The organism is Streptomyces sp. NBC_00096, assembly GCF_045041305.1.
GTDB lineage: Bacteria > Actinomycetota > Actinomycetes > Streptomycetales > Streptomycetaceae > Streptomyces.
In genome coordinates this window covers 4,443,883-4,459,565 of the sequence record NZ_CP108221.1, presented here as the reverse complement: position 1 = coordinate 4,459,565, position 15,683 = coordinate 4,443,883, and the positions used below count along the sequence as shown (strand labels likewise).

The window sequence follows — 15,683 nt, the reverse complement described above, 5'->3', positions numbered from 1 at the left end:
TTTCTCAAGAATGCGAGCGACCTCTCGCGTTTGTCAATCACCCACGGGAAGCAAGGGATTGGACATGCGGGAGAACTCTCGAACCAAGAGCGCCGACAAAACCGACGAAACGCCAGCCAAGAAGCCGGACAAGAAGCCGGACAAGAAGCCAGCCGTGAAGCCGGTCGCGACGCAGGCCGAGACGCCGCAAAAGACGCCGGAAGAGACGCCTGCCGAAACCGCCCCCCGCCGCCGCCAGGCCCGCGGTGAGCGCCGGATCGCCCAGCTCCTGAGCGCCGCCGCCGGGGTGTTCTGCCGTACGGGTTATGCCGCGGCCAGCACCAACGCCATCGCCCGCGAGGCCGGTGTGTCACCGGGCACGCTCTACCAGTTCTTCCCGAACAAGGAGGCCATCGCCATCGAGCTGGGCGGCCAGCTCCTCCAGCGCGCCCACGAGGCGCACGGCCAGGCCTTCCTGCCCGCGAACCTGGACCGGCCGCTGCCCGAGATGCTCGACGCCGTACTGGACCCGGTCATCGCCTTCAACTGCGAGAACCCGGCCTTCTGGGCGCTCATGCACGGATCCGGCGTCCCCGGCATCGCCCAGGAGCACGACGAACTGCACGTCGGAATGGTGACCCGCGTCGAGGAGCTACTGCACACCTGCATCACGCGCCCGGGGACCGGAGAACCGGCCCTCCCCGCAGCCCTGGCCCGCCCCGCGGACCCGGCCGACCCGGCCGACCCCACCGACCCGGCCGACCCCGCGGACCCGACCGGCCCCGCCGACCTCACCCACGTCGCACACATGGTCCTCTGCATCTTCAAGGCCTCGCTCGAACTGATCCTGGCCAGCGAGGGCGCCGAACGCGCCGCGTACGTCGCGGAGCTGAAGGCCGTACTGCTCCGCTACCTGGAGCCGCTGATCACCACGCCTCTTCCTCACTGACCCCGCCCCCGGACCCCGCCCCGCCCCCGGCCCCACCCGGTCCCGCCCCCGTCCCGGCCGACCGCGCCCGCAGGCGCAGCCCCAGCAGCGGGAACACCAGGACGGACACCATCCCGGCCCCGACCAGTGCCGCCGCCTCCCCCGATCCCAGCTTGCCGTCCTCCACCCCCAGGGTCGTGATCGCCACCACCAGCGGCAGCGCCGTGGAGCCGAACAGCACCAGCGCCGCCCGGTCGCGCCGCCCCAGGTCCCGGGGTGCCAGCAGCCACATCGGCAGGCCCCGCACCACGAGGAAGAGCAGCAGGAACACCGGCAGCAGCAGGAGCACCCACCCGCCGCCGAGCAGCGCGTCCAGGTCGAACTCGATCCCGGTGACCACGAAGAACAGCGGCACCAGGAAGCCGAAGCCCATGGCCTCCACCTTCGACAGCACGGTCTCGCTGCTCTCCGGGGCGGCCCCGTGCAGCACCAGCCGGGTGATCAGCCCGGCGGCGAAGGCGCCGAGCAGTACGTCGAGGCCGAGCACCTGGGACAGCGCCAGGAACGCCACGAGGATCAGCACCACCAGCCGCACGGCGAACTGGCCGCTGCTGTGCAGGGTCTTGGCGATGACCCGGGAGAACCAGGGCGGCTTGGGCCGCAGCGCCCAGAACACGGCCGCCGCCGTGAGCGCCGCGAAGGCGATCAGCAGCGCCGCCGAGCGGCCCGGGGCCCGCCCGCTGAGCAGCAGGGCCATCGCGATGATCGGCCCGAACTCGCCGACCGCGCCCATCGCCATCATCACGGAGCCGAACCTGCTCTGGAGGTCCCCCGAGTCCCGCAGGACCGGCAGGATCGTGCCCAGCGCGGTACTGGTGAGCGCGGTGCCGATGTAGACGCCCTTGTCGAACCCGCCCCCCTTCGCCAGCAGCAGGCCGACGCCGAGCCCCAGCCCGAGGGCGACCACCCAGGCCCACACCGACCGCTTCAGGGTGTCGCCCCTGACCTGGTCGAACTGGATCTCGTAGCCGGCCAGGAAGATCAGCATCGCGAGACCGAGCTCGCTCAGTACGTCGACCACCTCGCCGGAGTGCGCCCAGCCGAGGACGTCGGGCCCGACCAGGACGCCCAGCAGGATCTCGAAGATCACCAGCGGTACGGGAAGCCAGCGCGCGACCCCGTACGCGAGCAGGGGGGCGAGCACCGCGATCGACATGATCAGGATGAGGGTGACCCCCGAGTGCGCCATGGGTGCCATTTACATACGCTTCACCCCGATTGTCCACTTCATGGATTCGCGGCGAACGCTCGCATCGATACCCCCTAGGGGTATAGTCTCGGAGTGTCGGGAAGAAGGTGGGGAGATCCACCGCTTTCCGGCCGCCCGGAAACGCCCCTCAAGAGGAGAACGACATGAGCGCCGACACGGACACCCAGACCACCGCCGTCTACCGGGTGACCGGCATGACCTGCGGGCACTGCGAGGGCGCGGTGACCACCGAGCTCTCCGCCCTGGCGGGCGTCACCTCGGTCAAGGCCGTCGCCGCGACCGGCGAGGTCACCGTGGTCTCGGCCGCCCCGCTCGACGAGGCCGACGTGCGCGCCGCCGTGGACGAGGCCGGCTACGCGCTCGCCGACCAGGCCTGAGCACCTCCTCTTCGGCAGTGTCCCGCCGGGCCGTGCCGGCCAGCTCATACTGGTTCCGTACGGCCCGGCCCTCCCCCTGGAGCCCGGATCATGAGCAGCAGCACAGTGCACGACGGACCCATAGCGGCGACCGGCGCCACCCCCGCACCGGACGGGGGCGCGGACGGGGCCACGGCCGAGGTCGAGCTGACCATCGGCGGGATGACCTGCGCCTCCTGCGCGGCCCGCATCGAGAAGAAGCTCAACCGGATGGACGGGGTCACCGCCTCGGTGAACTACGCCACCGAGAAGGCCAAGGTCTCCTACCCCGCGGGCCTCCAGGTCGCCGACCTCATCGCGACCGTCGTCAAGACCGGCTACACCGCCGAGGAGCCCCCGCCGCCGCAGCCCGAGCCGGGACCGGAGGAGGCGCAGGCCGCCGGATCGCCGGAGGTGCGGGACCCCGAGCTGGCCGCCCTGCGCCAGCGCCTCCTGGTCTCCACCGCGCTCGCCCTGCCCGTCGTCCTGCTCGCGATGGTCCCGGCCTTCCAGTTCGACAACTGGCAGTGGCTCTCGCTGACCCTCGCCTCCCCCGTCGTCGTCTGGGGCGCCCTCCCCTTCCACAAGGCCGCCTGGACCAACGTCCGGCACGGCGCCGCCACCATGGACACCCTGGTCTCGGTGGGCACCCTGGCCGCCTTCGCCTGGTCGCTGTGGGCCCTGTTCTTCGGCCACGCCGGAATGCCCGGCATGCGGCACGAGTTCGATCTGACCATCTCCCGCACGGACGGCTCCTCGGCGATCTACCTGGAAGTGGCGGCCGGGGTCGTCTCCTTCATCCTGCTCGGCCGGTACCTGGAAGCCCGCTCGAAGCGGAAGGCCGGGGCGGCCCTGAAGGCCCTGATGCGCCTCGGCGCCAAGGACGTGGCGGTACTGCGCGGCGGCGCCGAGGTGCGCGTCCCGGTGAGCGCGCTCGCCACGGGCGACCGGTTCGTGGTCCGGCCCGGCGAGAAGATCGCCACCGACGGCACGGTCGTCGAGGGCAGCTCCGCCGTGGACGCCTCCATGCTGACCGGCGAGTCCGTACCGGTGGAGGTCTCCGCCGGCGACACCGTCACCGGAGCCACCGTCAACACCTCCGGCCGGCTGGTCGTCGAGGCGACCCGCGTCGGCTCGGACACCCAACTCGCCCGGATGGCCAGGCTGGTCGAGGACGCGCAGAACGGCAAGGCCGAGGTGCAGCGCCTCGCCGACCGGATCTCCGGCGTGTTCGTGCCGGTCGTGCTCCTCCTGGCCCTGGGCACCTGGGTGACCTGGCTGCTGATCACCGACAACCCGACGGCCGCCTTCACCGCCGCCGCGGCCGTACTGATCATCGCCTGCCCCTGCGCCCTGGGCCTGGCCACCCCGACCGCGCTGATGGTCGGCACCGGGCGGGGCGCGCAGCTCGGCATCCTGATCAAGGGTCCCGAGGTGCTGGAGTCCACCCGCCGCGTGGACACGATCGTCCTGGACAAGACCGGCACGGTGACCACCGGCCGGATGACCCTGACCGGCGCGTACCCCGCCGATGGCGTCGACGCGCACGAACTGCTGCGCCTGGCCGGCTCGCTGGAGCACGCCTCCGAGCATCCGATCGCCCGGGCCATCGCGGCGTCGGCGGCAGACCTCGCCGAGGGGCTGTCCGTCCCGGAGGGCTTCCGGAGCCACGGCGGCCTCGGCGTCCAGGGCGTGGTCGACGGCCGTGCCGTGCTGGTGGGCCGCGAGAAGCTGCTGGCCGACTGGTCGATCGCGCTGCCCGCCGGGCTTTCGGAGCACAAGGAGGCCGCCGAGGCCGCCGGTTCCACCGCCGTCCTGGTCGCCTGGGACGGGGAGGCGCGCGGGGTGCTGACCGTGGCCGACGCGGTCAAGGAGACCAGCGCCGAGGCCGTTTCCCGGCTGCGGGCCCTGGGACTGACCCCGGTGCTGCTGACCGGCGACAACAGGGCCGTCGCCGAGACGGTGGCCCGCGAGGTGGGCATCGGGGAGGTCATCGCCGAGGTCCTCCCGCAGGACAAGGTGGACGTCGTACGCCGCTTGCAGGCCGAGGGCCGTACGGTCGCCATGGTCGGCGACGGGGTCAACGACGCGGCCGCGCTGGCCCAGGCCGACCTGGGCCTGGCGATGGGCACCGGCACCGACGCGGCGATCGAGGCGAGCGATCTGACCCTGGTGCGGGGCGACTTGCTGGTCGCGGCGGACGCGATCAGGCTCTCCCGCCGCACCCTGGCCATCATCAGGGGCAACCTGTTCTGGGCCTTCGGCTACAACGTCGCGGCGCTGCCGCTGGCGGCCGCCGGACTGCTCAACCCGATGATCGCGGGGGCCGCGATGGCCTTCTCCTCGGTCTTCGTGGTGACCAACAGCCTGCGGCTGCGCTCCTTCCGCTAGTGATCACCCTTCGCAATTCGCGCACACTTCCTTCACGCGAGACGCAGATCACAGCGATCACAACGTAACCATCGGGCAGGCCCATGGGTCTAATGGGGCGATGCCAGAAACGCGTTGAGGTGTACGCGCGTTTTTCGGCACGCAGACACCCGGTCCGGGTCCCGTGGGGGGAATCCGTTCCGGGGTACGGAAAGCGCCCCGACCTTCGACCCGTGGGGGGATCGATGGCGGGGCGCTTTTCCTGTACTGCGGGTACTACGGGTCCTACGGGTACTGCGGCTCTGCCCTCGGGTCAGCGGGACTCGACCGGGACGAAGTCGCGCAGGACCTCGCCGGTGTAGATCTGGCGCGGGCGGCCGATGCGGGAGCCGGGCTCCTTGATCATCTCGTGCCACTGGGCGATCCAGCCGGGCAGCCGGCCGATCGCGAAGAGCACGGTGAACATCTCGGTCGGGAAGCCCATGGCCCGGTAGATCAGGCCGGTGTAGAAGTCGACGTTCGGGTAGAGGTTGCGCTCGACGAAGTACTCGTCGGCCAGCGCGTGCTCTTCCAGCTTCAGGGCGATGTCGAGGAGCTCGTCGTCCTTGCCGAGCGCCGAGAGGACATCGTGCGCCGCCGCCTTGATGATCTTCGCCCGCGGGTCGAAGCTCTTGTAGACGCGGTGCCCGAAGCCCATCAGGCGGACGCCGTCTTCCTTGTTCTTCACCTTGCGGATGAAGGCGTCGACGTCGCCGCCGTCGTTCTTGATGCCCTCGAGCATCTCCAGAACCGACTGGTTGGCGCCACCGTGCAGCGGACCCCACAGGGCCGAGATGCCGGCGGAGATCGAGGCGAACATGTTCGCCTGCGAGGAGCCGACCAGGCGCACGGTGGACGTGGAGCAGTTCTGCTCGTGGTCCGCGTGCAGGATGAGCAGCTTGTCGAGCGCGGCGACCACGACCGGGTCCAGGTCGAACTCCTGGGCCGGCACGGAGAAGGTCATGCGCAGGAAGTTCTCGACGTAGCCGAGGTCGTTGCGCGGGTAGACCACCGGGTGGCCGACCGACTTCTTGTACGCGTAGGCCGCGATCGTCGGGAGCTTGGCCAGCAGCCGGATCGTCGAGAGGTTGCGCTGCTTCTCGTCGAACGGGTTGTGGCTGTCCTGGTAGAACGTCGACAGCGCGCTGACCACGGAGGACAGCATCGCCATCGGGTGCGCGTCGCGCGGGAAGCCGTCGTAGAAACGCTTGACGTCCTCGTGCAGCAGCGTGTGCTGGGTGATCTCGTTGCGGAACGACGCGAGCTGGTCGACGGTCGGCAGCTCCCCGTTGATCAGCAGGTAGGCGACCTCGATGAAGGTCGAGCGCTCCGCGAGCTGCTCGATCGGGTATCCGCGGTAGCGCAGGATGCCCTGCTCACCGTCGAGGTAGGTAATGGCGGACTTATAGGCGGCGGTGTTTCCGTAGCCGCTGTCCAGGGTGACCAGCCCGGTCTGAGCCCTGAGCTTCGCGATGTCGAAGCCCTGGTCACCGACGGTGCTCTCGACCACCGGGTAGGTGTATTCACCGTCCGCGTACCGCAGTACTACAGAGTTGTCGCTCACGTCATCCCTCACCGACGTAGTGCCTCTTCTTCGAGGTGCCCTGACTGCCTCTACCTTCCCCCATTTGGCGCAGGTGAGTGCACTCGGGGTCGAGCTTTGGTGTTTTTGACGGCACTGAGTGCCGCCAACCTGCACATCCTGCCCCGTCCGCGCCGGTTGTAGGAACCCCAAATGATCGATCATCTAGGTGATGTTTCCCACCGGTATGCGGCCGGCCAGTCTCGGTGCGACGGCGGTGTACCTCCTGCCTGCGGAAACGGTACGCACCGCCTGGGCAAGGGCTTTGCGGGACCCGACCAGGACGACCAGTTTCTTCGCCCTGGTCACCGCCGTGTAGAGCAGATTTCGCTGGAGCATCATCCAAGCACCCGTGGTGACCGGGATCACCACGGCCGGGTATTCACTCCCCTGGGAACGGTGGATGGTGACGGCGTACGCGTGGGCCAGCTCGTCGAGCTCCGCGAACTCGTAGGCCACTTCCTCGTCTTCGTCCGTGCGCACCGTCAGACGCTGTTCTTCCAGGTCGAGGCCGGTGACCACGCCGACCGTGCCGTTGAAGACGCCGTTGGCCCCCTTGTCATAGTTGTTCCGGATCTGAGTGACCTTGTCGCCTACCCGGAAGACCCGGCCGCCGAACCGCTTCTCGGGCAGGTTCGGCCGGGCGGGGGTGATGGCCTGCTGGAGCAGGGCGTTGAGGTTCCCGGCGCCGGCCGGGCCGCGGTGCATGGGGGCGAGGACCTGGATGTCACGCCTCGGGTCGAGCCCGAATCTGGCTGGAATTCGACGTGCGGCGACGTCGACGGCGAGTTTTCCGGCCTCCTCGGTGTCCTCCTCGGGGAAGAGGAAGAAATCGGGCAGCCCGTCGGTGATCGGCGGCACTCCGGTGTTGATCCGGTGGGCGTTGGTGACCACGCCGGACTGCTGGGCCTGCCGGAAGATGGTGGTCAGCCGGACGGCGGGGACCGGCCCGCCCTCGGCGAGCAGATCGCGCAGCACCTCGCCCGCCCCGACGGAGGGCAGCTGGTCCACGTCTCCGACCAGCAGCAGGTGGGCACCCGGTGCCACGGCCTTGACCAGCTTGTTCGCCAACAGCAGGTCGAGCATCGAGGCCTCGTCCACCACGACCAGGTCCGCGTCGAGCGGCCGCTCCCGGTCGTACGCCGCGTCCCCGCCCGGCTTGAGCTCCAGGAGCCGGTGCACGGTGGAGGCGTCGGCCCCGGTGAGCTCGGCCAGCCGCTTCGCCGCCCGCCCGGTGGGGGCGGCGAGGAGGACCTTGGCCTTCTTGGCCCGGGCCAGCTCCACGATCGAGCGGACGGTGAAGGACTTGCCGCAGCCCGGGCCGCCGGTGAGGACCGCCACCCGGCGGGTGAGCGCGAGGCGGACCGCGTCGCGCTGCGCGGGGGCCAGCGTGGCCCCGGTCCGGCCCGCGAGCCAGCCCAGGGCCTTGTCCCAGTCCACGTCCCGGAAGGCGGGCAGCCGGTCCTCGTCGGCGTGCAGGAGCCGGCGTACCTGACCGACCAGGGACAGCTCGGCACGGTGGAACGGCACCAGGTAGACCGCGGTGAGGGGGTCCGGGCCGCCCTGCGGGTCCGGTACGGATTCCCGTACGACGCCCTCCGGATCGGCGGCGAGCTCCGCCAGGCAGTCGATGACCAGCCCGGTGTCCACCTGGAGCAGCTTGACCCCGTCGGCGATGAGCCGGTCCTCGGGCAGGAAGCAGTGCCCCTGGTCGGTGGACTGGGACAGGGCGTACTGGAGCCCGGCCTTGACCCGCTCCGGACTGTCGTGGGGGATCCCGACGGCCTGCGCGATGCGGTCGGCGGTGAGGAAGCCGATGCCCCAGACGTCGGCGGCGAGCCGGTAGGGCTGGTTCTTCACCACGGAGATGGAGGCGTCGGCGTACTTCTTGTAGATCCGGACGGCGATCGAGGTGGAGACGCCGACCCCCTGGAGGAAGACCATGACCTCCTTGATCGCCTTCTGCTCCTCCCAGGCGGCACCGATCAGCCTGGTCCGCTTGGGGCCGAGGCCGGGCACCTCGATGAGCCGCTTCGGCTGCTCCTCGATGACGTCCAGGGTGTCGAGGCCGAAGTGCTCCACGATCCGGTCGGCGATCTTCGGCCCGATGCCCTTGATCAGGCCGGAGCCGAGATAGCGCCGGATGCCCTGGATGGTCGCGGGCAGGAGCGTCGTGTAGTTCTCCACGGTGAACTGCTTGCCGTACTGGGCGTGCGAGCCCCAGCGGCCCTCCATGCGCAGCGATTCACCCGGCTGGGCCCCGAGCAGGGATCCGACCACCGTCAGCAGGTCACCGGCGCCGCGGCCGGTGTCGACCCGGGCGACGGTGTAACCGCTCTCCTCGTTGGCGTAGGTGATGCGCTCCAGCACCCCCTCGACCACAGCGGACCGCACGTCCGCGTTCGTCGTCATGGCCCGAAGCTACAGCCCGGATCCGACAGCCCGCCGGGCCTGTGGAAAGACCGGGGAGGACCGGCCGGAAAACCAGAAGGGGGTCCGGCCTTCCGGCCGGACCCCCTCACGGTTACCCCTCCCTCGCCGGACTTCCCGATCCCCCCGGATCCCTCCCCGGAAGCGCCGACGCAACATACGACCCGCGACCCCCGCCGGTGGTTGCACGCGGATCCGGAGCTTTACCTTTCCATTACTCAGGGGTGGTCCGGAGGCCATCCGAGGTGCCGGTGAATCACCACAGAAGTAGCGTTTCAGGCATGAGCGAATCTTCATTCCAGGACGACGTGCTGGGCGAGCTCGGCGACGACAAGCTGACCGAGATCGCCGGGCTCCTCGGCACCGACGCCGACGGCGCCCGCGACACCGTCGCGGCCACCGTCGGCGCGATGACCGGCGACCTCCAGCAGAAGGCCGACGCGGACGACGACGACGGCAACGAGGTGCGCCAGGCCTTCGCCGAGGTGACCGAGGCCCCGCTCGAAGGCGTGGCCACCCTCGGCGGCGGCCTGGGCGGCCTGCTCAGCGGCGGGATGATGGCCGGGGTGCTCGCCAAGGTGAGCAAGCCCGTGGCCAACGCCGTCTCGAAGAAGACCGGCATCCCCGCGCCCACCATCGCCCGGGTCATCGAACTGCTGATCCCGGTCCTGCTGGCCGTCTTCGCCAAGCGCGCGGCCGCCGGCAAGGGCGGGGCCGGGGCCGGCGCCCCGACGGCGGCGGGCGGGGAGTCCGCCATCCCGTCGCCCGGAGCCGTGCCGGGCGCGGCGGGCGCGGCCCCGGCCGCCCCGGCGGGCGGTGGCGGTCTCGGTGACCTGCTCGGCCAGATCCTCGGCGGCGGCAAGAAGTAGCACCGCGGATTCACCCGTTCGGCGGAGACGAGCCGGGTACGGGCCGGAACCGGGCCTTACCCGGCGAGTCCCGGCCCGCACCGGCCCGCACCGCCCGTACCGGCCCCGTGCTCAGATCGCCGGGCGGTAGAAGAAGGTCTTGCGGCGCTCGATCCTGCCGTCCCGTACGAGGTAGGTGTCGGCGAAGGCCTCGTCCAGGGCCGTGCCGTCCTTGTCGGCCCCCCGGAAGCGCCCCCAGCAGGCAGCCGCGGCGAGGCCGCCGGTCACCTGGCTCACCTCGTGGGCCCCCGAGGTGATGATCCGTTCGTGCTCGTAGAACCGGCGGATCCGGTCGAGCCCCTCCAGCGCCGGGTAACCCGGCCGCTCGTACACGGCGTCCGGCGCGAAGACCTCGCCGAGCCGGTCCCACGAGCGGGTGTCGATCACCTGGAACAGCCGGGCCACCAGGGATTCGGCGGTCACCGGTGCGGGCGACGTCGTTGTCACGGCCTTGCTCCTTAAGGGTGTGGACGGAAAAACGGTGCGGATGCCGTTCGTGCGGATGCCGTTCGTGCGGATGCCGTTCGTGCGTACGCAGGCACTGCGGCCGGGTCAGGCTCCGTCGGCCAGGGCCTTCTCCCATGCCGCGGCCAGGCGCGAAACGCCCTCCTGGCGCTGCGCGTCGTCCAGGGAGGCGAAGGACAGGCGCAGGACCCGCGAGCCGTCCTCCTCTATGCAGAAGGGCGTACCGGGCACGATGGCCACGCCCTGCGCCAGCGCGTGCTCGTACAGCGCGTCCGAGCCGACCCTCGGGTCGGTCAGCCGGCACCAGAAGAAGAGGCCGCCGCGCGGCCGCTCGAAGTCCAGCCAGGGCAGGCGCTCGCGCAGCAGCGTCTCCATGTCCCGGGCCCGGCCGCCGTACAGGGTGCGCAGTCCGGCCAGGTGGGCCGGCAGGAACTCCGGGTCCCCGAGCAGATCGGCGAGGAGGTACTGGCCGAAGGTGTTGGTCTGGAGGTCCCCGCACTGTTTGGCGGCGACCAGCTCCCCGATCAGTTCGGCCGGGGCGACCAGGCCCGCCACCCGCAGCCCCGGGCAGACCGTCTTGGACAGGCTCATCAGCCGGACCACCCGCCCGCTGTGGACGTCGGTGGACGGCAGCCGGCTGCCCTCGAAGGCCAGGTCCCCGTACGGATCGTCCTCGACGACCAGGAATCCGTACCGTTCGGCCAGCGCGGCCAGGTGGCGGCGGCGCTCCTCGGAGAGCACGGCCCCGGTGGGGTTGTGGAAGTGCGGTACGACGTAGACTAGTTTGGGCCGCGCCCCGGCGGCCAGCCGCTGCTCCAGCACGTCGGTGCGCATCCCCTGCGCGTCGCCGGGCACCGGCAGCAGCCGGGCACCGGCCCGCCGGAAGACCTGTACGGCGCCCAGGTAGCTCGGGTCGTCCAGGGCCACCTCGTCGCCCTCGTCGATGAGGGTCTGGGCGACGAGGTCGAGCCCCTGCTGGCTCCCGGCCGTGACCATCACCCGGTCGGACGTGACGGGGGCGCCGGTCGCACTGGCCCGCGCCGCGATCACCTCGCGCATCGGGGCGATGCCGTCGGTGGGGGCGTACTGGAGCGCCCGGACGGCGGAGCCGGCGAACAGCCGGTCGGTGGCCTCGGCGAGCCGGGCCACGGGGAAGCTGTCGGGGGCCGGGATCCCGCCGGCCATGGAGAGCACGCCGGGGGCGGCGGCCGCCGCCAGGATCCGGCTCACCGCGTCGGAGCGGCCCCAGCCGGTCCGGCGGGCGAGCAGGCTCTCGATGGCCCCGGGGGCGGGGGCCTGCCGTACTGCGGAGCTCATCTTGCGTCCACCTTCCGGGGCTGCGCGACGATCTGGGGCGGGAAGTCCTTCAGGCGCCAGACCGGCGACTTCAGGACCACCAGGACGGCGGTGAGGAAGACCCCGGCCGTGACGAAGAGCGTTTCCCGCAGCCCGATGAGGTCGCCGAGCCAGCCGCCCAGCAGGGCGCCGAGCGGCAGGGTTCCCCAGGAGACGAAGCGGTAGCCGGCGTTCATCCGGCCCAGCAGGTGGTCCGGGGTCATGGACTGGCGCAGGCTGATGATGTGGATGTTGGCGATGGTGCCGCCCGCGCCGATCAGGCCGAACGCGGCGACGAACAGGGCCAGTGAGAGCGCCCCGCCGTTCGCCGGGGCCGCCGGGATGGCCACGGGGGCCAGGCAGCACAGCAGCAGGGCCGTCAGGATGGCCGGGCCGAGCCCGGTCCTGCGCTTGAGCCACTGCGCGACCATCGAGCCGGCCAGCGAGCCGACCGCTCCGGTGCCCAGCAGGAGGCCGATGCCACCCGGCGAGATGCCGAGCGTGCGGGCCGCGTAGAGCACGAATACCGTCTGCAGCGACATCCAGCACAGGTTGTACAGCCCCGACTGGAGTGCGCAGGCCCGCAGGTGGGCGCTGTCCCAGATGATCCGGATGCCCTGGGCGATGCTGGTCCGGATCCCGGTCCGCTCCTGCTGGGGCACCGGCTCCGGCTCGGGCCGGCGTACCGCGAGCAGGGTGAGCACGGAGACCAGGTACGAGATCCCGTTGATCAGCAGGGCGTACGGGGCGGTGACCCAGCCGATGAGCAGGCCGGCCAGTCCGGGTCCGCCGATCTGGGCCAGTGAACTGGTGCCCTGGAGCTTGCTGTTGCCCTCCACCAGGTGTTCCTTGCCGACCAGGGTCGGCAGGTAGGACTGGTAGGAGACGTCGAAGACCACCGTGAGGGTGCCGACGAGCAGCGCGGCCACGTACACGTACTCGATGCGGAGCATGTCGAGCACGGCCAGCAGCGGTACCGCGCTGACCAGCACCGCGCGCCCCACGTTGGCCATGATCATCAGGGGCCTGCGCCGCACCCGGTCGACCCAGACGCCGACCAGGAGGGTGACCATCAGGAACGGGGCGTAGGAGGCCGCGTTGACGAAGCCCACCTGGGAGGAGCTGGCGTCGAGCGTCAGCACCGCGGTGAGCGGCAGCGCCAGGGTCGTGACCTGGGCCCCGACCTGTGAGATCGCCTCCCCGGACCAGAACTTGAGGAATTCCGGGTCCCGCCAGAGCGTGGTGGGGGCGGCGGGAGCGTCCGCGGCCACCGTCTCCCCGGTCTGCTCGGCGGCCCCGTTCCCGATGTCGGTCACTTGGAGTCCACTCCCTCTGCCGCCGGGTCCACGTGGAACGCGCAGCCGATCTGGGCGCCGCGCAGCATGCTCACGATGCCCACGGCCGGGTCGGTGACCCCGCGGGCCAGGGTGCCGGCGTAGCGTCCGTCGACCATCAGCGTCCCGTAGGCGACGGCCATGTCCTCGCAGGTCTCGCCGTCCTCGGAGAGGAACCGCTCGGTGGTCGGCAGCAGGCGGTGCTGCAGGACGTACGGGCCGTCGACGGCCTGGCGCAGCTTGGCCACCCACTCCTTCTGGTCGGTGGTCCAGCCGGGGGTCACGCCGACGCCGCCGTAGAGCAGGGTGGGCTTGAGGACCAGGTGGTCCTTGTTGGCGATGGCGTAGGGCAGCAGGTCGATCTTCTCGCCGCCGAAGGTGACCTTCTCGTCGCGGACGAACCGGGTCCACGGGAGGATCCGGTCGATCAGCTCGCGCTCGGCCTCGGTGAAGACGGCGCGGTTGCGCTCGTCGCTGAGCATGGCGAGGCTGCCCTTGTTGCCGTACAGCTCGCAGTCCAGCGGGGCGAACAGTTCGACCGTGCCGGCCTCGACGGCGTCGAGCAGCGGGTTGACGAGGTCGTAGGTGCGGGGCTCGTCCGGCATTTCGCCGGGCAGGAACATCCGGTAGACCACGTCGACCTTGCGGCCCCGGTGGAGGACGTTTCCGTCCTCGTAGGCGAAGTCGCCCAGGTGGCAGACGACGGGCTCGAAGCCGAGCCGCTCGAAGGCCGGGACGACGAACTCCATCCAGCACTTGGACTTCTCGAAGCCCTCGGGCCAGTCGGTGATCGCCAGCAGCGGCCGCTCCACGCCTTCCAGGGCCGGAGCCTGGCGGCGCAGCACCTCGGTGATGCGGGCGAGCGGGTCGGGGTACACCAGGCCCTCGGCAGCCGCGAACTTCGCGAACTCCTCGTCCTGGATCAGGGCGCGGGCGAACTCGCCCATCTGCCAGCCGCCCAGCGAGGAGCCGGTGTTGAGCTCCATGACGCGGAAGCCGCCGGTCTCGCGGTACAGGTCGGCGCGGGAGAGCGGGGCGAGCTCCTCGGAGGAGCCGCGCAGGACCAGGTCGGCCTGGGTGTCGGACATCCCGACGGCGGTGGCGAAGGCGCGCAGGTCGCCGCCGAAGAGCCGGGCGGGCACCGCCTTCAGCAGCTCGAAGAGGCCGTTCAGGTCGTTCTCCAGGCCGGTCACGTCGGCCGCGCTGAGGAAGACGGGGCGGTTGAGGCCCTCGCCGCCGCCGGCTCCGTAGCGGAACCACTCCACGCCGCGGACGCCGGAGACGGTCATCCGGGCCGAGGTGCGCTCGTGGTCGAAGAAGCGGCGGGTCACGGCGTTCTCGACGCGGGCGCCGAGCCGGTGCGCGGCGACTCCGGAGACCTCCGTACGGGAGAGCGCCTCGGCATCGTCCAGGGCGCGGCGGGTGCCCGCCGGGGTCGCGCTCACCGCGACGAGGGCGGCGGAGCGCGGGGTCAGGCCGCGCGGCGGGAGCAGCAGCTCGTCGCCGGGCTCCACCAGCGCGACGGCCTCGACGAGGTCCTCGACCTGGTCGGGGGCGGGCAGCACGACCCGGTCGACGGCGCCGTCGTAGGCCGGGTAGAGGAAGCGGACCTCAGCGCTCAGGGCGCGGGTCGGGGTGATGTCCGGGGTCTCCTCGAAGGCGATCCGGGCGGCGGCCAGCGGCAGGTCCACGCCGGTGGCCAGCTTGTTCAGGTGCGGGATGAGGTCCCCGCCGAGGCGGCCGTTGAGCTCGATCAGGCGCGGGCCGTTCGCGGCGACCCGCAGTTCGGTGTGGGTGACGCCGTAGTCGACGCCGGCCGCGCGGTGGGAGTCCTGGACCAGCTGGGTGACGGCGTCCGCCCACGGCTCGTGGCGCCAGTCGGTGACCAGGTGGCCGACCTCCTCGAAGTACGGGTGGGCGCCGAGCCGCTTGCGGGCCACGCACACGGGGGTGGCCACGCCGTCCACGACGACGCTGTCCACGCTCAGTTCGGGGCCTTCGATGAACTCCTCGATCAGGACCGAGGCGGTGGTCCCGGCGCCGCGCAGCCGGCTGGTGGAGGCGAGCCGGAAGGCCCGGCGCAGGCCGTCCACGTCGCGGGCCATCATCACGCCGAAGCTGCCGCCGAGGGTGCGGGGCTTGACGACGACGGGGAAGCCGATGGACTCGGCGGCGGCGACCGCCTCCTCCTCGGTGGTGGCCGGGATGTAGCGGACGGCGGCCATGCCGGCCGCCTCCAGGGCCTGCCGGGTGGCGTACTTGTCGCGGCAGATCTTGGCGGCGGCCGGGTCCATGGCCCGCATGCCCAGCTTCTTGGCGACCGAGGACACGGCGACCAGGGACCACTCGTCCCAGGTGACGACGGCGGCGTCCGCGACCTCGCCCCGCAGGTCGGCGACCGGGGCGTACAGCTTGGCCGCGTCCGTGGTGTCCGCGATCCGGTGGGTGTCCACGTACCGGGCCTGCCAGGTGGGCGCCTCCGGCGCGACGAGCGTCACCTCGTAGTGCTCGGCGAGGGAGGCCAGGGCGTATTCCCGGTACTGCTGTATGCGGCTGCCTACGAGGATGACGCGCTGGCGTTCAGAGGTCTTGAGGACCACGGTGGAATCCTTTCCGGTGCGGGGCGGGGCGTGGTGTGCGTGACGCCC

General features: G+C 71.3%; 11 protein-coding genes. 4 read left to right on the top strand and 7 right to left on the bottom strand.

Annotated elements, in window-relative coordinates:
• The first annotated feature begins 64 nt into the window (after window positions 1–64).
• On the top strand, window positions 65–928 hold the full coding sequence (locus tag OG904_RS19615) for a TetR/AcrR family transcriptional regulator (protein ID WP_405492701.1): 864 nt from the start codon (window positions 65–67) through the stop codon (window positions 926–928).
• Here OG904_RS19615 and OG904_RS19610 read toward each other — a convergent pair.
• The gene (locus OG904_RS19610) at window positions 906–2,156 is read right to left on the bottom strand and encodes a cation:proton antiporter (RefSeq protein ID WP_405498120.1); all 1,251 of its coding nucleotides are present in this window, start codon (window positions 2,154–2,156) and stop codon (window positions 906–908) included. The genes OG904_RS19615 and OG904_RS19610 overlap by 23 nt on opposite strands.
• Window positions 2,157–2,320: 164 nt before the next feature.
• Here OG904_RS19610 and OG904_RS19605 point away from each other — a divergent pair, with 164 nt between their 5' ends.
• Together OG904_RS19605 and OG904_RS19600 are read left to right on the top strand one after the other, a co-directional pair.
• Entirely contained in the window at window positions 2,321–2,554 is a 234-nt protein-coding gene (locus tag OG904_RS19605; protein ID WP_405492699.1) for a heavy-metal-associated domain-containing protein, read from the top strand.
• Window positions 2,555–2,644: 90 nt separating this feature from the next.
• Window positions 2,645–4,963: a heavy metal translocating P-type ATPase gene (locus OG904_RS19600; protein ID WP_405492697.1), complete on the top strand. Its 2,319-nt coding sequence runs from the start codon at window positions 2,645–2,647 to the stop codon at window positions 4,961–4,963.
• Window positions 4,964–5,255: 292 nt separating this feature from the next.
• On the opposite strand, the gene OG904_RS19595 is transcribed toward OG904_RS19600, so the two are convergent.
• Entirely contained in the window at window positions 5,256–6,545 is a 1,290-nt protein-coding gene (locus OG904_RS19595; RefSeq protein WP_405492695.1) for a citrate synthase, read from the bottom strand.
• A 183-nt stretch (window positions 6,546–6,728) separates the two neighbouring features.
• Entirely contained in the window at window positions 6,729–8,975 is a 2,247-nt protein-coding gene (locus tag OG904_RS19590) for an ATP-dependent RecD-like DNA helicase (RefSeq protein ID WP_405492693.1), read from the bottom strand.
• Between the two features lie 299 nt (window positions 8,976–9,274).
• Between OG904_RS19590 and OG904_RS19585 the strand changes: the two genes are divergently transcribed.
• The gene (locus OG904_RS19585; protein ID WP_405492691.1) at window positions 9,275–9,862 is read left to right on the top strand and encodes a DUF937 domain-containing protein; all 588 of its coding nucleotides are present in this window, start codon (window positions 9,275–9,277) and stop codon (window positions 9,860–9,862) included.
• Window positions 9,863–9,973: 111 nt separating this feature from the next.
• Here the strand turns inward: OG904_RS19585 and OG904_RS19580 are convergent, their stop codons facing one another.
• The 4 genes from OG904_RS19580 to OG904_RS19565 form a co-directional block, all read right to left on the bottom strand.
• Window positions 9,974–10,348: a nuclear transport factor 2 family protein gene (locus OG904_RS19580; RefSeq protein WP_405492689.1), complete on the bottom strand. Its 375-nt coding sequence runs from the start codon at window positions 10,346–10,348 to the stop codon at window positions 9,974–9,976.
• A 105-nt stretch (window positions 10,349–10,453) separates the two neighbouring features.
• Complete coding sequence (locus OG904_RS19575; protein ID WP_405492687.1) at window positions 10,454–11,683, bottom strand: PLP-dependent aminotransferase family protein; 1,230 nt, start codon at window positions 11,681–11,683, stop codon at window positions 10,454–10,456.
• Window positions 11,680–13,017: an MFS transporter gene (locus OG904_RS19570; protein WP_405492685.1), complete on the bottom strand. Its 1,338-nt coding sequence runs from the start codon at window positions 13,015–13,017 to the stop codon at window positions 11,680–11,682. Before OG904_RS19570 ends, OG904_RS19575 begins: the two co-directional genes overlap by 4 nt.
• Complete coding sequence (locus tag OG904_RS19565) at window positions 13,014–15,635, bottom strand: acetyl-CoA carboxylase biotin carboxylase subunit family protein (RefSeq protein ID WP_405492683.1); 2,622 nt, start codon at window positions 15,633–15,635, stop codon at window positions 13,014–13,016. Before OG904_RS19565 ends, OG904_RS19570 begins: the two co-directional genes overlap by 4 nt.
• Window positions 15,636–15,683 lie beyond the last annotated feature (48 nt).